This window comes from Aquimarina sp. AU58 (genome assembly GCF_900312745.1).
Classification (GTDB): Bacteria; Bacteroidota; Bacteroidia; order Flavobacteriales; family Flavobacteriaceae; genus Aquimarina; species Aquimarina spinulae.
This window is the reverse complement of sequence record NZ_OMPD01000014.1, coordinates 2,458,345-2,479,725: the sequence shown is the minus strand read 5'-3', so window position 1 is coordinate 2,479,725 and position 21,381 is coordinate 2,458,345. Positions and strand designations below refer to the sequence as shown.

Below are 21,381 nucleotides of genomic sequence, written 5' to 3'. Positions count from 1 at the left end.
TATCCCTCTTTTTCTAACCTCAACTAATTTTCTCTTTACTGATCTAAGTATTACTGTGCTTCTTTCTGTACTTTTATATCAATTAAAATGTAAGATTCCTGTCCTGCTTCTACGTATTTTTTGATTTTTATAGCTCCTTTCTTTCCTTCTTGTGTTTGGAACAAAACAATCCTTGGTACAGTACTATTATCAAAATCTTTTAATCCATCAGGGGTTTCGTCTACTATTAAATTTTGAAATAAGGTATCGTCTTCCATAGTATCAAATTGTAACGCTGTAAGCGATGCATTACAATTACAAGATTCTTGCGAATTAATAAATTTTGTTTTTTTTGCGTTCTCGATATCAGGAAATGTAGTATCAGAAAGATCGTCAGGGCTAGTAAATCGATTGGTACTAAAACTATTACTAAACCCATAATAGACTAAATCAATTGTAAGGGCTGTTTTATCATCAATCTCATTCGCAGTATACACTCTTCGGTCTGCTATACTATAAAAACTACCTATAGTATGGTTAAGGTGTGCTGTATTAATTCCTAGTTTAATATTTGAAAAAGTTCTAAGGTTTGTATTCTTAAAGACTTCTATTTTTTTAGTTATTGTTTTTACCTCTTTACCATTTGAAGCTGTTACCGCAATAGTATATGTTCCTGATGTCGTATATACTACTTCTTCTGGGTTTTCCTGATTAGAAGTTGATGGTATTGCTCCCGGGAAATCCCATTGGTATATAGTAGCACTAATTGCTGTTTTTTCTATACTTACATGTACTGGTACCTGATAATCATCATCGTTATATGCTACGGTATACGTAAAATCAACATCAAGGTATGGAGATACTTTTATTGTTTTTTCGAAATTATAACTTTCCCGATCACTACTGGCTTCTAGTTTAACCTTATGTTCTCCTGGTGTTTTAAATAGTATTTGTCCTGGATCTTCTTTTGTAGAGTTTTCTGGCACTCCCCCTTCAAAAGTCCAGTAAAATTGATTTGCCCCTGTGGTAGTATTTTTAAAAGTATAGGCCGCCGGTGAAAAATTGTTTTCAAGATTGGTTGCTTCAAAACCAATATAAATAGGTTCATCTACCTGTATTGGGATGCTTTTAGTATCACTAGAACCATCTTGATTAGTGGCAGTGAGCTCTATGACATATTCTCCTTTATTAGTATAACTAATCACTCCTGGATTACGAGAATTTGAAGAAGATGGTTCCCCTCCTTCAAAATGCCATTCGTACAATTCGGCACCCTCTGTCTTATTGTTAATTAAAACTTTTACAGGTACAGAATAATCGTCTTTTGCTACTTCAAAATCAAAATTAACAGTAACAGGAATAGCAGTCTCCTTAGCGCAACTTATCAATACTAATCCAACACTATATAGCAGTATTTTCTTTATCATACCAATCATTTTGAGTTAGAGTTTGATTTTCTTTTACTCGACCACTAATTTTCTGGTTTCTGATCCATGAGAAGTTTCTAATACAACCAAATATATTCCTGGAGCTATACTTAAACTGTGTTTCAATTCGTAATTATCTGCTCCTTTTGCTTCTTGCTGGTCTATTATTGTAGATATAAGATTCATTATTTTTACACGTATATCTGATGGTTCTGCCAGATTAACCTTAATAGAGAAGTCTCCATTATTTGCATTAGGGAATATTAAGAATTCTTCTATGAATTTTTCATTTCCGAGATCATCAAAAAAGCCTTCTCCGGGTTCTATTATGATAGGTTTGGTTAAGGATATAGAACATTCCTCATTTTTATTATAGGAAGTCAATGTGGTATAATATGTTTTAGGAGTATCAGACTCTTCAAAACTTAAAATAATTTTCTCTTTAGTTTCTTCAACAATATTTGCTCCTTCAGAAACGGTCCACTCAATACGTTCTCCGATAGGATTACTTGTATTTATTACTTCTACCTGCTGGTCTGAAAATGAATACGTAGAATACAAAAAGTCTGCATCTATTGGATTATCTGATACTGTGATTACAACCTCATCTGTGCCTATACACCCTATTCCTGTGGTTACTCTAGCGGTATATGTTCCCGAATCTATTAGTTCTACAGTAGGTGTATTATTACTATACCCTGTATCAGAAACCCATGAATAGGTTGCATTGGGATCATCGATAGTGATATCAAATGCTACAGATTGCCCCCTGCAAATTGAAAGGTCATTACCCAAGACAACCTTAACAACTTCGGGGGCAATCAATGTCTCTTCGTACACTTTTGTGCATCCTATAACATCATTTACTTCTACTACATATGTTCCTGATGGTAACCCGCTAATATCTGCTGAAGTCGCAATGACTTCAGACGTTCCTTTTTTGGTCCACTTATAGGTATATGGTTCTGTTCCTCCTTTGGGTAATACTGTTATCGAACCATCTTTACTAACCGCACATAGAGGGTCTACATGAGAAATAACATCTATCTCAATCCCGCTAATTTCTTCAATGATCACTTTTCCTGTAGTAGTACAATAATTAGAATCTGTTACCACTACAAAATATTTACCAGCTCGAACATTGGTTATCTCCTGGGTAGTTGCCCCTGTACTCCACTCATATGTATATGGTCCTGTAGCACCAGACATGATTACTTTTGCTGCACCATTGGGTTCATCACATGTTCCTGGTGTGGTTTCAAAACGTTCTACAGCAATAGGATCGGGTTCTTGTATGATAGTACTACCTTCTACAATACAATTGTTTTTATCTTTTACACTTACGGTATATTCTCCATAAGGTAAATTCTCAATTTTTGGTGTGGTAGCTCCAGTGCTCCAGAGATATGTATATGGAGCTGTATCTCCAGACATGACCACTTCTGCAGTACCTATTGCGCCTCCACAATTGGTTCTCATAGTCTCAATACGCTCTATGGTAATTGGATCTGGTTCTTGTATCACAACTGTATCTGTTATTTTACAATTTTTAGCATCTGTAACTGTTACTGTATATGTATCTGCTTTTAAGCCTTCTATTTTCTTAGTAGTTTCTCCTGTGCTCCATAAATAGGTATATCCTGCTGTCCCGCCATTTACCTGTGCTGTCGCAGAACCATCTGATCCACCACAAGTAGCTCTTGTAGTATCAAATGTGACACTTAATATTTGGGGTTCGATAATATCTACTATATCTTCTAGAGTACATCCATTTGCGTCTGTAACAGTTATTGTATAGTTTCCTGCAGATAAATTTGTTATAGTTGCCTGGTTGGATATGGGTATACCATCACTATTTTTCCATGTATAAGTATATCCCCCTGTTCCTCCTGTTACTTTTTCTACTGCGGCAGAACCATCAGTACCTTCAAAACAACGTATTGGTTTTGTAACAATAGCTAGCTCTAATGGTTTTGGCTCTAATAATTCTACCTCCTGATCTCTGAAATTCTTTATTATATAATTTGTAGTCACCGGTGTAAGAATCGCTTCATATTCTGCTATAAAAATCCCATTCTTATCTTTAACATTCAAGGAATAAGTACCACTCTTCAAACTTCTAAGTGTGTTTCCTGTATTACTGGGAAAAGATTTCCAGGTATTATCATCCAATTTTTCTTTCCAGTAGTAAAAGTAGGGTAACAGATTACCTTCTGCATCTTCTGGATATATAGTCGTATCAGGGCTAACTGTATTAAAAGGAACTCCTCCGGTAACAGTAGCTTTCAAAATACCATCAGAAGCTCCCGAACAGGAAATCGCTTCTTCAACTTCAAAAACGATTGTCAAAGGATCTGGCTGATATGTGATATCAAAAGTTGCAGTCACAGGTGCGCAGGTATGAGCATCTCTAACAGTAATGGTATATTTCCCTACTCCAATACTATGTAGTTTTACAAGGTAACCTTGACCTGCATTATAGCTACCACTAGAAGTCGTCAATTCTGTGTTGTTTGAGTTATCTATCCATGTATAGGTATAATGTTTCCCATCAATAGGAGTACCTCCATTAATAGTAGCCATGATCTTCGCATTTTTAAAACCATTGGCAGTAGGAGATTCCAAAAGCTCTACATTCACTGATATAGGTTCAGGTCTTGTTATTGTGGCTTCCCGTGTAATCACTTCGCCTAATTCTATTTTTCCACCAACTAATATCTGTTCTCGTGCCAAACAACCATTACTATCCCGTATTTGAATCTCATAAGTACCTGCATCAAGGTCTTCTACTCCATTTGAATAATCTAACCATGAACTCCAGGCTCCACCATCTTTATTCCTATAATGAAATTGATAACTTCCAGAACCTCCGGATAATAACAATGTAACCGAACCGTTACTGGTATCATCAAAACATTTGATATGAGTAACCGCTATTTCCTCTCCAAACACTACAGGATCAGGACGATCTATACTAAAAAGTATGTCGTGAGCCTTTGACCCTGCATACGTATTATAATCACCGTAAAAGCCTAAAACTCCTATTTTATATTTACCGACAGGAACATCTTCCAATGTATAGCTATTTTTATTTGCTCCTTGAAAAACTACTATGTTTTCAGTCTGCGAACTCGTTGTAAGATTATCTGTATACTCTTCTTCTCCTGCATCAGGGTCTTTTTTCAGTATTGATATTTTCTCGTTGAGATATAAGGGTCTCGAAAAAATAAATTCTACCTGTCCTTTACCATCATAACAAACCGCTTTAGTCTCTACTTTGGTTGTAAAAGTTGGTGCAGAGGGCACTACCCGATAAATAACTTCGGGAGTATATCTATCACCACAATATTTAATTCTGAATCTTACATTTTCTCCCAGAAAATTCTGGGCACTGGGAAAAAGATCTAATGCACTAGCTCCATTTTCGTCTTCACCCAAAATATATCGCCCATTGTGAGTAGTTTTAATAGTAGCCCAGTTACTATCTTCCAACTTATATTCCCAATTATATACATCAGAAGAGAACCCTTCTGGTGCTTTTATGATTACTTTCTGATCAAGAGGTAAAAAATATTCATTATCATCTGGAGGAAGAATTTTGATTTCAGGACGAATATTGATATCCAGTCGAGCATATCCTCCAATTCCGTTACCTAAATCTTTTAGAGGTATCGTAAGATTGGTAGCCTGATAACAACTAGAAATTTTTAATGTTCCCTCTGCAGAACCAGGTTTCCCTGTACCATCAAAAGTTCCTTGCCAGCTAAGGAAAATGTATATCTCATCTGCAGACGCTTCTATTTCTTTGTTTTGTACATCTACCTCAATTGATATTCCTCCTGATATACTATTGGTAGCTATTGTTTTACCTCCCATAGTAATTCTATAGTATAGTCCCACATTATCATTATTCCCTCCCAAATGCCCTGTTATGGTAGCTATATGCTTTTGTCCATAGGACATCGAAGTCATTAATATCGCAAGTATTACTATTACGTTTTTCATGAGTTAATATGTTATATTCACAGTTTCCAGGGTACTGTATCCCTTTTTGAGTATTGCTTTTAACAAGTATGTATATTCTGTATTGGGGCTCACATGGGTATCTGTAATCCTGGTGATACTGGTGGGTAATTGTTTCCAAAGAACAGGCATACTACTTTTTACATTTTTATAAATCCAGACCTCAGAGACTTGTTCGCCTGTAATTTTCCATGATAGATCGATCTTCTCTACCAATCTATCGACTACCCCCTTAAAATTTTTTACCACTTGTTGTGGAGCATTACGTTGCATAGTTATCGTTAATGGAGTAGATGGGGATGATTGTAACCCTGATTCATCTATGGCAAATATGGCGTATTGATAGTGTTCTCCTGATTTGGCATTAGCATCGGTATAGGAGGTTATGGTATCGGTTTTAAAAATCAACTTCCAGCCCTTATTTGCTTCTGCGATATGCTTGCGATATAATCGATGACCAGATACATCATTACTACTGCTATTGATCCAGTATAGATATACACCGTCTTCTTTTACTTCATAAGTCGAAAAAATAGGGGACGAAGGAGGTACTATGTCTGGCTTCTTTAGTGTTATCTTTTCTGAATACTTAGACATATTATATCGTCTATCTACGGCAGTTACCTGATAAAACACTTTTTTATTTAAAGATTTTACCTGTACGGTATCTGTGTATGTTGTTTTTAAGACGGGAGATACTGTGATCTGTACCAATTCTTCTTTTTCAAGATTTCCTTTAAATATTCGATATCCTAATATATCTCGTTCTGTATTGGCTGTCCATTGCAATTTTACGACCCCCAACGTATCTACAGTTCCTCTCAATCCCACAGGACTAAGAGGCGGAATACTATCTATGGTTTGTGCGAATGCAGCAAAAGAAGTAGTTTTTTGATTATTTTTACCTATAGCCGATATTGTAAAGTAGTTAGATGGATCTACTTCATTGAAAGTAGTTTGCCTATCATGAGGCTGTATATTCTTTTTGACCACAGTATATGGTCCTTTTTCCTGCGATGCCCAATTGAGTTCAAATCCTGTAATTTCGGGTTCTGCTGCTTTTTCAAAATCCCAATATACCTGTATCGCTCCAGAAGCATCAAATTCTGTTTTAGAGATATGAGGAGTTACCTCTAGTTTTTTGATTCCCTGACCAGTAACAATTTCTGAAGGAGGGCTTTGTTTTCCAAAAGGAGAAATCCCGACTACTCTATAGTGATAGGTTTTATTGTTTTGAGAAAGAGTATCCGCATAATACATCCTCCTGGGAGTTCCTGGCTTTCCATTCATATTTACTAATGGAGTATCCCCTAGTCTTTTAAAATCGGTTCCATCATCAGACCGTTCCACAAAATAGGAAGTGAATACTGTTTTAAACATTTCATATTCCCAGGTTAATAAAATACTTTTCTCTTGTCCAACTGCAATAAGATCAATAGGTGTAGGCAATTCACTTTTCTTTGAAAAATCTGCATATACTGTACCTGACTCAACAACAAGTATTCCTTCAGGAATCGCAGTTTTCACACTATAAAAATATACTTCTCCTTCATTGACTGTAGTATCTTCAAAACCCAAACCTGCTTTTTTAGCGATTTCAAAGTCCATATCTGCAGCTAGTAGAGCAAAAGCAAAACGTTGTTCAATTTCTTTAGCTTTATTTACAATGCGTGCAAAATTTCCTTCCTGCATATTGCCTGCCTCAAAATCTTCTCCATAAAGTGCCTGTGCAATAATCGCAGCATAATCATTAGTTTCTATAAAACTTTCCCAGGTTTCCAGAGGATTTGGCAATATAGGAGTTGATGTTAGTATCTTTTTTTCTGGGTGAGGTAATTTCACTCCATTTCTCTTTATGGTAAAGCGTTCTATGGTATACCCATATGCATTGGCTTTTTGCCAGGTCTGAGGATTTGAGGCAGCCCACCTTAGCATAATCTTATCATCATCAATACGGGAGATCACTTTTACTGAAGGGATAGAATCCTGAGCATACACCCAAGTATTCATCAAACCAATACCAAGAAATAAAAGAATGGATATCTTGCGCATTACATCCTATATTTTAATGGGTTCTTGAAATCAATTTTAGCTTGTGATCCTTGAATTCCTCCGGGGAGCATATATTTTAATATAACTTCATATTTTCCATATCGCATAAAAAGATATTCGCCTTCTGTTATTCGCATTGCCGGATGGTTAGCGTCTATTTTGCCATCAGTATAATCTCTAAGTGCCTGAGTTCTCAGGTCTACAAAATCCTGTTTATATATTCGTGGCAGATCATATCTAAATGGAAAATGAGTTTGTATCAGGTTCTTATTTACATTATACTCCAAACTTGTCAAATACTTACTTTCTATCGGCAATGCTCTTTTGGGAGGTGTTCCTAATAATATTGCATCTCTATTTTTCATAGCATATGCTCCTGCAACAGGGTAATTCATATAGACCAAAGGATTGATATCAGTCTTAAAATAGGTATCTGTCAACGTAGCTTCATAAGATACTAGTGGCACATTCCCTGTATATGAATTTCCAATCAACTCTGCCAGGTCAAACCCTTCGTTGGTATTCACATCATTATATAAATAGATTACATCAGAGCTTACTTTTCCAGCATTAGTTTTTGTTACTGATATTGCCTTTATTTTATCTGCAAACTTCTTATATTTACTAGTTTTAAATTCATAGGTAATTCTTTCTATTTCTCCTTCTTTCAATACATTTGCTGCCGAATTTTTCTTGACCTCCATTGTATTGTCTTCATCATAATTCGTGGTTTCTGTAACTTCAGTAGTTTCCGAAGATCCTCCCGAAGTACTAGAGGTACTAACAATAGACATTGTGTATGTAGCTTCCTTATCTATTTTAGGTAATGTATATATCACCTTATTTTCGGCAGTATTATAGTTGAATTTTGCTAGTGATAATTTTCCATTTTGATCTATAAATTTCACGGTACTTTGCCATTGTGAATTATCAAAAAGATAGTCCTGTCCTTTTTGTAATTGTATATACCCACTGGTAGATTCTCCTTTATAAAATTGCTTTTGGTTCACAACAGGATAAGCATACTCAATGTTATTTAATGGTATATAATCTGGTGCAGTCGCAGTGGTAAAATTTCTTTCTAACGTTTCCAGTGCTTTTTTTCCATTTAGCATAACATCACGATATACTCCACTTATTTTTTCCTGGAAACTGATTTCTACTATTGCTTTTAATCTGGTTTCCGGAGGTAAAATATCATCTGGCATAAAGGTTACCCGATCTTTGGTATGTGCCCATTCAAGTTTTCCAGCTATTGCTTTCCCAGATTCATCGGTCACCATAAATTTATCCAGTAGTATCTTATACGTTTTATCTCCTCCATTTTCTGAGATGGTAATGGGTTCTCCTACTTTCATTACAAACGTTGCCTGTGGCGCCATAAATACATCAACATTTTGATCGTTATCACCTGGAGTAAGATCACTGATCATTTTGATATCTCCCACTGGAGTATCATCCTGAAATTCGCACATCTCACCTACTTCTACCTTAAACCTATAGGCTCCTTTTACGGCTCCTCCCAAGAGGTCATAATATCCGGCAGCATATCCGCGCATCCAGAATGGATTTGGTCCTTTTGCTTGCATAAGAATAGCAGCGCCTCCTTGAATAATAGGTACTTTTTTACTGACTGCAAATAGTTTTACTTTAATTCCCAATTCTCCCTGTAGATAGGCATAGGCCTGCCCGTTAGCATACCACCCGTTAATTCCTACCTGATCTCCTGTATTTACACACATAGCTTGTTGATAGTCTTTTAGCATGATATCAAACCCCAAACCTGCGCGAAAACGTGCATACAGCAATAAAAAACTAATGTCTCCGGTATCAATTTTAAAATCTGACCCAAACGCAAGTCCTTTACCTGATTTTAATGAGTTTTCATCTCTCATATAATCTAACTTATCTACATCTACACCTAGCATTGCTGCGACTTCTGATGGCGGTGGCGGGCTTCCTGGCAAACCGTCCCCCATCATAAAATATCCACCACTTTCTACAAAAACAGGGCCTACTCCCATTTTTAGCCCCAAACGGTCAGTAGGCGTTCCCATATGTACATACCACTCATCTGGTGCAATATGAATTACTCCCCATCCTGCACGACCTTTAGAAGCTCTTCCCTGAACAAGACCTCCTGCCACATTAACATATAAATCCATATCCGCATGAAAAGTGTTATTGGTAAAATCATATTGCATTCCTACTTTGGCATTAACTCCTGCTTGTCCTGTTATTTCAGAAGGGTATTCAGAATCTGCTTTTTCAGAAAACGTTTTTACAACTTTACTCCCAAGAGATTCACTGTTTGCTAATCCCTGAAGTTTTCCTGTTATTTTACCTATTGGATTTGGAAAATCAAAAGCTTTCATTGCCTGAACTTCGCCAAAGAACCCTAGTCTATTAACACCATAATTTTTATTGAAATCAATTTCGAACCCTGCACTAACACTCATCGCTTTTTCATCAGGCATTGCACCAAACACCATTGCTTTAACTCCTAAAAGTGTTTTATTATCAGGGATATAGGTAAGTCCTGATGGTGAGAATTCTGAAATACTCCCTTCTAGTTTTCTAGACATTTTATAAAATGCACCTCCTGCAAACCCTGTTATATTAAGGCCTGGAAATACGGGAATCTTCAACCCTGTAACTGCTGCGTCTATATACCAATACCTATATCCTTCTGTAGTTACTGTTTCTTTAGTTCCTGTTTCCTCATTATTAACTTCAACATTTTGTTTAGTTCTTGTTTTACCAAAAATTGCAGCGCAAGAGATTCCTTTATCACTACCTTCGCTACCTTCTTTTTTAAAAAATGTTGCTTTTACTTTGGCCTGAAACCCATCACCATATACGGGATCATTATCCATAAGATCAAGGGCGCCTTCAAAAGCTATGGCTCCCATATTAGCCTTTACAATCATTCTGGATAATTCTAAGCGGTCATATTGCCATCGTTGCTTATATCGGTAGTCTTCTTTACTATTTTCTGAACCTGAAGAAGCTTGTTTCTGCTTTGCAAAAATCCCGACCCCTCCTTTTGCTGCAAATGCATCTTTCATTAGCGATACACCTATATCAAACTTAATCCCAATCTCCTGGTCTTGTGCTACAACCCCAATTCTATCTATAGACACAGGAAATCCTGCTACTTTAACCTGATCTTCGTAACCAAAATATTTAACACTAATGAGCGGGCTTTCGGTTTGCAAAACCAAGTTTTCAAAAGTAATTCCCTTAAATTTCACAATATCATCATCGACTTTCTTTCCTTCATCTAGTATGGATTGTTTTTGACTGGCAGAAATGGCCATTCTTCCATTAAGTCTGGCCTGCATAAAAAATTCCTTCTTATTATTTGTTGTAGCTCCCTCTGTTTCGGTATCATTTCCTTGATCGTCACTGTTTTTTACTCTCATTAATACTCCAGAATTTGGAAGTAACTGCACTTTGGCCTGAAGAATATCAAAACTTACGGTTTCTACGGGAGATACTGCCATCATATACTCTTCATCAGTAATAATACCTTTGTATTGCAATCCTTTGTCTTTGACACCAGAAGTGGGTAGTCTTATGCTTCCTGCAAACTTTGCACCCATGAAATTGTTTGCTGCATAGACTACCCCCAATTCATCTACAGAATATGCCCAGGCATTTTGTGAAGAAGTAATTCCGGTTTCTAACGGAATTATATTTTTTATCGAAAATTCTCCAGAAACTCCATGACTATCAATAATAAGATTAGCTGCTTCAAAAGTCACTCTCTTATTTTTAGAAACACTATTTGTTGTTTTAAATGCTTCTGGCATCCCTACCTCTATAGATTCTATATATACTCCCCGCCATGATTCTCTGTTAGGTAATAACAATCCATTTTCATGATAATACCCAGGGAAAGAAACATCTGGAGTTCTTAGATCACTAAAATCAAGAATAGCTTTACTAACAGAAAACATAAATCCATCTTCTTGATTTGCTAAGACAAAAGGGGTAATTCCTACTCCTACAACAAGATCATTCCAGTTTGAAGCAACTGCTTTAAAATCTCCTCGTACCCGATTAGGTACCATTGATGTTTTATTACCATTGGGCCAGGGTCTTGTTTTTGGTAAAGTTTCTCCATTCTCTCCTACTGGTAGTAAAAGATTTCTCGAAAACTCAATACCTCCTTCGATTCCCATTTCCTTAACTCCATCACAATTAATTGTGGCAAAAGTTTTGTTTTGAACATTTCCTGTTTTAAAATCTAAACCTCCTTTCAAAAAAAGCATCCAATTACCTCCATTAAAAGGAATAAATATATCTCCTAGTAATACTAAATTAGCGTCCCCTATGATTCCTCCTTCATGAGAAAGTTTTACATTATCTGCTCCAAAAAAAAGTTCTATAGGATCACCTTTATCATCAGATTGTGGCAAGACTACTTTTACAAATACAGTAAGTTCTGTATATTCTTTATAGAATTTTGCTTTTACAAACCCCAGTTGATATTCAATTTCACTTATTGTATGCTTGACTCCAACTGGTAAAGCATCCAAGTGGGTATTCGAAAAGGAAGAAATCCACTTGTCTTCTGTCTCTATTTTCTCAAAACTAGCCTTGGCTTTTAATCTGTTATCATTAACCCAGGCATTTGGAGTCCCGTATTCGCTCTGAATACTCTCTGTAGTAAATTCTGGCGCAGAAGAAATAGTAATGGATTTTGTGACAGGAAAGTTTTTATCGAGTTCAGGAAATTGATAAAACTTTGAAACTGGTTGATCTTCTAGTATTGAATTCTCTTTTTTAACTGAGAGAGAATCTTTTTCATTATTATGTGCATAAAATAGTATTGGAGTTATCCATAATAATAAGACCGAGGGCAATTTCATAAATTATAATTTAAGCGAGTTATTGGGACTCTAATAAAAAATCAGTATTAACTAATTCACGCAAAAACTATAGTTTAAAAACATTTAAGTACTTTCATTGATTATACTAGTTCACAATACATACTTGGGTGTATATTATTTGTGAACTAGTAATTTAAGAATACTCCAATGCATGAGGTAAAGTCTCTATATATATTTTAATTAAAGAAATTAGTATCTCACAAAAAATACTATACATCACCAGTAAATTGACTATGTGTTATCAGTAAATTAATTATAGTTTATGAGTACAAACTTATCTTCAGTCGTAGAGAAAATGAAGAGTAATTTACATTTTGTGACGAATACCTTTAAATTAGTGACGGTTTTTTAAACTTAGAAATGTATTTCAGTTATATTCTAAATATATTTTATAAAAATGAGCAATTGTTATCTAATTACAAGGAAATTTCAATACGAGATTAAGACTAGAAGAAAACTATTCTTCTTTTAATAGTTTATGAAATACATCTGCCAATCGTATTTCGATAAACTTTACGATATCTCTTTCTGGTTTCTCATTCTGATACATAGAGAACACTTTTGAGGCATTCCCTCTTTTTAGTACTTTAATATCCCCTTCTGGATATTCGATATCTTCTGGTTTTAAATTCCACTGTAATAAGGACTGCAACAGTTCGGTATGGGATTCATATCGCTTCTCTAATACTTTCTGTCTATCCAGGTCTTCCTGGTTTTTTTCCTCGGCACTATTGATTCTTGCGCTTAACAAAGTAAACTCGTCCCTGATTTGGCGATCAATATCCTGTGCTTCACGAACCAGTTTTAAATAGGATTCATATATTTTTTCATTATAAAACGCTGCAAAGTCAAAATAAAGGTTCATTGCTTTAAGGTAACTTAAGGCGACCTCCTTGTATACTCTTTTATCTTTTTGTTCGGTTTCTACAAGTTGCTTTCCAAGATCACTTAATCTTCCTCGTTTATCTTTAATAAGATGGGCAAAACCTTCTTTCTCTGGTAGTGCTAATAACTCTGGAGTGATATCTGTTGGGAGTCCTTCATAACGATATTTTCTATACTGAATTTTGATAGAGTCATTAACTTCTTTTGCCTTTTTGGGTTTCTTCGGCTTTTTATTGAAATTGATTTTAGGCTTCTTTAGTCCAAATGCATAATTATAACTAAAAGTAGCCGTAAATTCACTTAATTGTCCATTATTACCGCCACTTCTAAACAATTGCACAGCATTAAGATTAAAATTATGTCTCTCTTTTAAGGTATACGTCACTGCTCCTCGTAGATTGGTAACACTGGTAGTAGATGTAGTACTAGTAGAACTATTATATCCTGCAGAAAGTCGGGTGTTCAATGTTTTTTTAAAATATCGCTTACCAACACTTACCGTAGGACCCCAGGTGGTTGCTTCTTCTCTGCCAATGGTATTATAAGTCCCATTAACCGATGTACTTATATTTAGGTTCCTTTCTGAAAAATCTATCGTATGACCCAAATTCATATTATGAAATGTAGAAGCATCTCCCAATCTAACTACTCCTCCTTGTTCATTTGAAACATCATTAAGTGCATAATTCATTGTGAGATTCTGGCGGGAGGTTTTTTTTCCTGAAAGCACATAGTTGATCGTTAAAGTAGCCGTTTGCGATAATTGCTTGTAATCCAACTCTTCTATCTGTTCATCCAAAAGATCGGCATCATTAATCTCATCAAACTGATTGGGCTTGATATTAGTAAACGTACTAAAGTTAGAATACATACCAGAAATATTCAGCCGGTCTGATACAGAAAGGGTGGCATTTAAGGAACCCACCATACGATTGGTATTATTGGCCTTCAAATTATCCAGATCATCTCTTTGATATCCTATATTAAGAGCTAAACTTAACCTATCTTTAAAAAAGGTATTAGAAGCATCTAAGGTGATGTTTTCGAAATCGTTATTAAAATAATAGGCACCCAGAGTTTCATATCCCGGTTCGATACGTTCGTATCCCAAACCAAGATTCACTCTTCCTATACCATAGCCCAAACGGGTTTTTATTGCACTATAATATTCTGTAGATGCCCGGTTATTAAAAATAGTAGCAATCGGAGAGATGTCCGAATTATCAACCTCTTCGGCTCGGGTATCTTTGGTAATCGCTGTAGATGCATATTCGGCCTGAAGACTAAAACTTTTACCTAATTTAACTTCTCCTTCTATACTTACTACCAGGTTTTCCTGGGGTAATACGCCTTTGGCTTCGGGAATAGAATCGATAGAAGTTGGATCATCTTTGGCATAAAAACCTATAACACCTATTTTATAACGCTCTTTTTCAAAACTTGTTTTTAACCCATACCCCATACGGTTATACGAAGGAACCGTTCTGGCATCTGCATTATCCTCTACAGCCTTTAGTAAACGGCCACTCATAGCACTGATTTTAAAGGCTCCTGGGGGAGTAAGATCTATACCACCACCTGTAAACTGATGACCACTTAAAGTATAGGGAGAAAAAGTCATACTTATATTACCAATATGGCCCGTAACCCATTTATATTTGGGATGCAAACTAATACGATTAAAATCAAAAGGAAGCTGATATCCCAGATTCTCTCCCTGATTAGAAAAACTATACGAGATCGGAATAGAAAAACTATAAATATTAATATTAAGTGCTCCTTGCAAAAAATAAGTAAAGGGCTCTCTGTTATTATTTTGGTTAGAGCTATAATACACTCCACTGGCAGAAATCTGGCCACTTACTTTTAATGGCTTACTTTGAGTGATCGATTCGTAATCAAGTGTTTGCGCAATAGATAAAAAAGGAAGTGCTAAAAAGAAAAATAGTAATCCTCTTAATAGCTTTCCATTAACTAGTATGCTTAAAAATGATTTTATATTAAATTCCCTCACAATTCTCTTATAACAAAAAGAAGATTATTTTCTTTTTCTTAACCACTGGTTTTTGAATTTTTCTGCAATGTCAGGAGACAACACTACAGAATCTAGATAGATGTATCAGCAAGATCTTCAAAGATTACAGGTACACTTGTATCTTTTGATTCACTCATTATTCTTAATGCCAAACTTTTTTTATCTTCTGTAGTTATAGTTTCCTTATCAAAAGGGGGCTCCCATTTCTTTATGGAATCAAAATCTGCATAAAACTCAGGCGTCATTGTCAGTTCTCCATGAATAACAATCTCTTTGCCTTTTTCTATTTCTACTCTTATATATGATCTTCCTCCTTTTATTTTCATCTTATAAATATTACTGTTTCAACAAGGGTTTCAGGGTCTATACTAATAATCTTAGTAACATTATTATTACTTTTTAATCTATCTAATTCTACATTTTCCCAAATATTTCCAGGTCGTAATTTATTACCTACTACTGCTTTAACTTCGCCTGAGGCTTGATTAGCATAAGCAGCAGATACATCCTCCCACATTTTAATTACTTTAGGATTATTGCTATCCCATTCGGGCATACTTATCTTTTTTGATTCTATCATTCCTTCAAGTGTTGTTCCTCCTTTTGACTTAGCAACTTCTAAAGCCCTTTCGGCTCCTCCTATTTTATTTGATTTGCCAGACCAGAAAAAAGCTGTATTAGGTTTGGTTTTCAATAGGTGCTTTATTTCATTAATGAAACCATCACCAATTTTAAACCCAATCTCTTTTCCTTTTCTTAAGATTACATCTTCTTTATATTTACCAGCAACTTCTGCTCCATCTGCCTCATCAAGAAATTTTTTCTTAATCAGGTTTCCATCAGTAGCAATACGGGCTACTTCTGTGTTTTTTCCATCTATTACGGCTATTACTTTTACTTCTCCATCTTTAATACCTGAAAACTTAATTGGTAAGCCCAACTTCGAGTCAAACATCTTATCTGCTTCTTCAAGTCCATTGATTAGTTTTTGTTTACTGGCAGGTGAACCATCAACCATCAATTTTTTAAATCCTAGAAATGAATCATCAGAACCATAGATAAAGCGACTATGCGTCTTGGCGAGAATTTCTAAGTTTTTGCCATCGTTTGCAAAACGTATATTCCTAAAAGGTTCTAATATTTCCCATGATTTCTCAAGACTTGCCTTTTTATCTGGTGATGCATTGTCATACAGTCGTTTAATATTTTGATGTTTATTCTCGGGTAAATCAGATAAAACAGTTTTAAGCTTAGAAATTCTAGTACCTTCTGCAACCTCAAGTCCTTCAACTAATCTTTTCTTTTCTGCTGGCTTATCCTGAAGAAATTTTGGATCATTTTTTATTTTACCTAACAAGACACTTGTTTGCTGCTTCAGTTTTGATCCCAGGTCTTTTGCTTTTATTCCTTGTTGAATAAAACCTAAATATAATTTTATCGCTTTACATGTTTCATCTGCATCACATTTTTCTGAATGCTTTAGCAAAACGTCAATCGTAGATAATCCCAGTTTTACATTCTCAAAATCATAAAGTATCGCTCTTAGTGTACCATTAGTATAAATCTTCTTAAGGTCACTTAAATTTACAGTATCACCAAGCTCACTAACGATTTGCTTTAGCCCTTTAAGAATTCTTGCTCTATCTGCTCCATTTTCAATTAACTTAGGGTTTTCTACTATTTTCTTTTCTAGTTTACGGGATAACTCAGCTATTTGGGTACTTCTCGTTGCCAAATCACCTAATCCGGTTCCTAACCCTAATACATCACCAAGAGCCCCCAACATCTCGCAATATGTCATTTCCTTTTTATCGCCAGGTTGAGTGACCGTAGTTGGATTAGGTTTAGCACAAGCATCAGAATATTTAAGTATTAGATTGGTTGTACTTAATATGGTTTCTGCTCCTTTTAATCCATCCAGAAGATTTTTAAGCTTACCAAGATCTTTAAGATGTCTTAGCTTGGTGATATTACCAATACCAGAAGCTGTTAATGCAACTTCAAAAGCGAGGTTTGCTCCTTGATCAATGTTATTAGTATTATAGTTTTCATCAATCGCTTTAAGTATAAATAGTGGTAGTATTTCTGATCTAATATTAAAACCTGGTTTTGCAATGTTTTCATACTTTGTTAACCGAATAGGAGTATAGATATGATGTGTTCCTATATGAATAGAAATATCAATAAAACTGTATGGTACATCGATCTTTTTAGTTAATTTAATCGAGTTTTTTTCTACAAGGTCAATATCATAAGGGCTTCTATAAAAAACCCCTACTTTATCACTTGTATATGTTATATCTTGTACAGGTTGCGAAGTAAATTCTGATTTTTTCCATATGTTATAAAAAACATTAATCAGCTTTGTGAAATTATCTTCTCCGCCCCAATTATCGAGTTTACTATACAATTTTCTAAATACATTCTTTTTATCAAACTCTTGGGTATCTATATTTTTAAGAAAGGTAGTTTCATCTCCTTTACCAAGAGCTTCTATAATATTGATTATAGCATCCTCTTCAGAAACTCCTTTATCATTAACCGAACAACTTAACAGTACTTTTAATGCTATCCATAGCTTATCTTTATCAAGAGATGTAACATCGTGTTTATAGGATAAATAAGTCGTTGGTATTTCAGAAAAAAACGTATCTATTTTATTGCAATCGGTGTTTTCAGAAATTCCGCCAGAAGGAAAATATTCTTTAATGAGATAATCTATTATTTGTTTAGAATACTTTGATTCATATGGTAAAGGGTAGCTTTTTTGTCTTTCAACTTTTAAAACATTGCAAAAATTTTCTACCTCATCGTGATGATCAAACTCAAAAACATAATCCTCTTCTTTTGTCTTTAAGTTTAATTCGTAATAAACGCCTCCTGTGATGTTCTTTTTTATTTCGAAAACCTCAGTTATATCATTTCGTATTACAGACTTATCTTTTGGAAACAGGTATTCTTTTAGCTTTTTTAACTCTACCGGCTCAACTACAGCTGTAGGTCTATATGTGGGAATAATCGTAAAAATTTCTACATTTTTATACTGTAGACTATTACGTTCGCTTTTTCTATTTTTACTATCAAGTTCTTTAACATACTTTGGAATCGAAGTAGAAGTTCCTTCAAATTGTCCCTTATTTATTGATACATTTAGATCATGACCTTTCCAAGTTCCTTTAAAGGTTCCGGTTTTTCCAAAAACAGAGGTATCTATACTTAGGTAATCTCCTTCTGAATTCATATACGCATATCGTATAATTTGGAATACTTTATTTACAAATTCATCGTCAGAAAAAAACAACTCTCCCTCTTCATCATCCTGAAATGGATATAATTTAAAATCAGGGTTATGAATTTGCGCCCAATCTAAATGTGATAATTCTACTCCATTACCATAATCCATAAGCCAATTTGTGGCTCCTTTTGATGTTTTCAACTGTGTAAATGGATGTTCTAATCCAAAAACACCGTGACCAAGTTCGTGAGAAATGGTCGCTGTCAAATTATCTTTACCTTCTTCCTCTTTAGAAAGGTTACCATTAAATATAAATCCAAATTGTCGTTTAATCGGCATAAAACCAGCAACATCACTTCGGCTAGGTTGTATAGTATTTCCAAAAACAAAAAGATAGTATGATGTAATAGATGTAGTTTCTTTTGCTTTATAAGCATTGATAATAGAGCTTTGATCTTCTGTATAATTTGTAAAGAAACCACTATCTCCCATCTGTACGGTATCGCCCCCGTAAAGAGATTTATCTACTTTAAAATCATCAGCAATAGTAAGCTTAATATTAACCGATGCCTTACCATAGATAGCATTGATTTTTGATGTAAGTTCTGATGCACTTGGTAATGATACTCCACCAACCGGTATAATGGTTACATTAACATCCTTTTTGGATAAGTGCCATAGTGAAAATACTCCTGCTATAGTTTGTTTTTTACTATTATCCTTTGGTTGTATAGTAGCATAGATATTTTCATGCTCAAATGCATAATATCCATTAAGTTTTAACGTAATCTCATTACTTCCGGATACTTCGTACTTAACATTTTCACCATTAGCTGTTTTAATAACGAGATCATTAATAGATACGTTACTATCGGTAATCGTTACTTTTCCTTTTATTTTATCTGAAGCTCCATTTCCTACTGCTTTATTGATAATAGTATATGGTTTCCCTTTTGCATCTTTTATTTGCTTGTAATAACTCTCTAATTGTTTTTCCTGTCCGTCTGGTATTGCATCAAAACCATAGTTATACGTATTATCAGCTATAAACTCTACTTTTATTCCTTCTGCAGAAAGTTGAGATACATTTCCGTTCTCATCAACTCCAGGTGTATTTTCCGAATCGACACCACCTCCATCTGCCAAGGGTTCTCCTTGTCTAATATTGCCATCTTCATCAACATGGTATACATCGCCATTACGATCAATGATAACTACATCATCTCCGCCAGGGTACTTGGATATAGCTCCTGTAACGGGATCTGTAATAGTTATGGTACCATCATCATTTACTCTAATGTCATTAATCGTTATATCATAATCGAGCTGTACCGCTTCTAGATCATTATCTCCTTCAAAAACCTCTGTCACATCATTAACAGATTCTATTCCTTCCCAATTTTCATCATAATCTGTAACTACAATTCCCTCTAAAAGTTGATAATCTGTATTAATACTAATATTATCAAAACTTACTTTTAGCTTGGTATCCTGTAAATACGGAACAACAATATATCCCCATCCTGAAAAAGAACCATTAGTCCCTTTGACCTCTTTTACCGTTACCGGAAAATCTCCTGCCGTAAATACTTCGTTTGTAACTAATCTTTCTAAAGGATCCTGATTGGTAATAACAATCTCGGGTGTAATGCCACAGTTATAAGTTGATTCTTTATCATCTGCTAGTATGGTAGTAAACTCATAGATTTGAGAATAGGTATATGGGCCTTTTTCCAGGCATTGTCCTCCAACTCTAAACTCATAGGTTGTTCCTGGTTCCAGATTATAAATAGTTGTATATTCATTAAGAGTACCACCTTCAAACCAAATTGCGTTTTCTGCATCCTTCTTACGGTATTGTACGTTATATCGCAGATGATCTACTCCCTGCCAAAAGATTTTTTCGCTAGTTGTATTTTTTGCTTCGGCTAATATATATTCTGGCTCTGCACATTTACCGGTATAGGTAAAGTAATAAATTTCACTATACCCATCATTTTTAAACACCGATGTTTCACTAATCCCATCGCTTACCATGGCACGTACTCTCCACCCATAGGTCTTATCTGGTAATAACGAAGTTTCTGCAGGACCATATAACAAAGTAGTAGCAAGAGTATTGGTTTGATACAATGGACGACTAGCTAAAAATGCAGCTTGTGGATCCATTTGATTATCCCATATCTCTGCTAATGTAAACTCATATTCTACATTTGTTGCATTAAGGTGGCGCGGAGTCCACTGAAAAATAATATTTTGAGGTTCTCTCATTAATACCTGTTCTCCTCTATTGGGTAGATTTAAAAATGGAGGATCATTAAGAACTAAATAAACCGTAGCACAACTTTTACGAGAAATCTGCTGCCCAGATTGTGCATCATATACTTCAAAACAAAAGCGATACAAGCCTTCTGGTAAAGGCACACTATATTGTTGGGGGTTAATTCCTCTTAAATTCTGAAGTGCAAAATAAGGCTGTAGATCTATATTGGTTAATCGCAATGGTACTCCACCGTCCAGGAAAATCGGATTTGCTCCAATCACTACATCATTACTTTGGATAGACAAACCTGCATTATTTTCTACAAAGAATTTTAAACGTACTTGTCTATTCGATTCTGTAATATCGGTTAGTAGTAAATTAAGTATTAATTTATCTGATGAAGCTGTATTATACTCTGATAGTTTTAAACTATATGGGGGTATTATTTGAGGAGTAACATTTACCGGAAAAACCTGTGCTTGTAATGCACAAGAAAACAGAAACATTACTAGTAAAATATAATATGTACGTGTTTTAAGCATAGCTGAATCCTTTATCCTATTTATTATACTTATACTCATTTT

The 21,381-nt window shown here is 35.0% G+C and carries 7 protein-coding genes; all 7 read right to left on the bottom strand.

Features of this window, described 5'->3' with window-relative positions:
• Positions 1–50: 50 nt before the first annotated feature.
• A complete protein-coding gene (locus tag DK441_RS22065) occupies positions 51–1,406 on the bottom strand; it encodes a PKD domain-containing protein (RefSeq protein ID WP_160112228.1) in 1,356 nt (451 codons plus the stop codon).
• 33 nt (positions 1,407–1,439) lie between these two features.
• A complete protein-coding gene (locus DK441_RS22060; RefSeq protein ID WP_109852762.1) occupies positions 1,440–5,411 on the bottom strand; it encodes a T9SS type A sorting domain-containing protein in 3,972 nt (1,323 codons plus the stop codon).
• A gap of 3 nt (positions 5,412–5,414) precedes the next feature.
• Positions 5,415–7,481: a hypothetical protein gene (locus DK441_RS22055; protein WP_235015808.1), complete on the bottom strand. Its 2,067-nt coding sequence runs from the start codon at positions 7,479–7,481 to the stop codon at positions 5,415–5,417.
• The gene (locus DK441_RS22050; RefSeq protein WP_109852761.1) at positions 7,481–12,358 is read right to left on the bottom strand and encodes a hypothetical protein; all 4,878 of its coding nucleotides are present in this window, start codon (positions 12,356–12,358) and stop codon (positions 7,481–7,483) included. The genes DK441_RS22055 and DK441_RS22050 overlap by 1 nt, the downstream gene beginning before the upstream one ends.
• A 478-nt stretch (positions 12,359–12,836) precedes the next feature.
• Positions 12,837–15,278, bottom strand: coding sequence for a hypothetical protein (locus DK441_RS22045; RefSeq protein ID WP_235015807.1), 2,442 nt, complete (start codon positions 15,276–15,278; stop codon positions 12,837–12,839).
• A gap of 92 nt (positions 15,279–15,370) precedes the next feature.
• The gene (locus DK441_RS22040) at positions 15,371–15,625 is read right to left on the bottom strand and encodes an Imm74 family immunity protein (RefSeq protein WP_109852760.1); all 255 of its coding nucleotides are present in this window, start codon (positions 15,623–15,625) and stop codon (positions 15,371–15,373) included.
• Positions 15,622–21,378 (bottom strand): hypothetical protein, encoded by a 5,757-nt coding sequence (locus DK441_RS22035; RefSeq protein WP_160112227.1) that lies wholly within the window; start codon positions 21,376–21,378, stop codon positions 15,622–15,624. Before DK441_RS22035 ends, DK441_RS22040 begins: the two co-directional genes overlap by 4 nt.
• Positions 21,379–21,381: the final 3 nt, after the last annotated feature.

What these genes read in the sequence shown, in the direction of transcription:
- DK441_RS22055 (WP_235015808.1), bottom strand. Translation starts at nt 7,481, where the DNA reads ATGCGCAAGATATCCATTCTTTTATTTCTTGGTATTGGTTTGATGAAT.
- DK441_RS22050 (WP_109852761.1), bottom strand. Translation starts at nt 12,358, where the DNA reads ATGAAATTGCCCTCGGTCTTATTATTATGGATAACTCCAATACTATTT.
- DK441_RS22060 (WP_109852762.1), bottom strand. Translation starts at nt 5,411, where the DNA reads ATGAAAAACGTAATAGTAATACTTGCGATATTAATGACTTCGATGTCC.
- DK441_RS22065 (WP_160112228.1), bottom strand. Translation starts at nt 1,406, where the DNA reads ATGATAAAGAAAATACTGCTATATAGTGTTGGATTAGTATTGATAAGT.
- DK441_RS22035 (WP_160112227.1), bottom strand. Translation starts at nt 21,378, where the DNA reads ATGAGTATAAGTATAATAAATAGGATAAAGGATTCAGCTATGCTTAAA.
- DK441_RS22040 (WP_109852760.1), bottom strand. Translation starts at nt 15,625, where the DNA reads ATGAAAATAAAAGGAGGAAGATCATATATAAGAGTAGAAATAGAAAAA.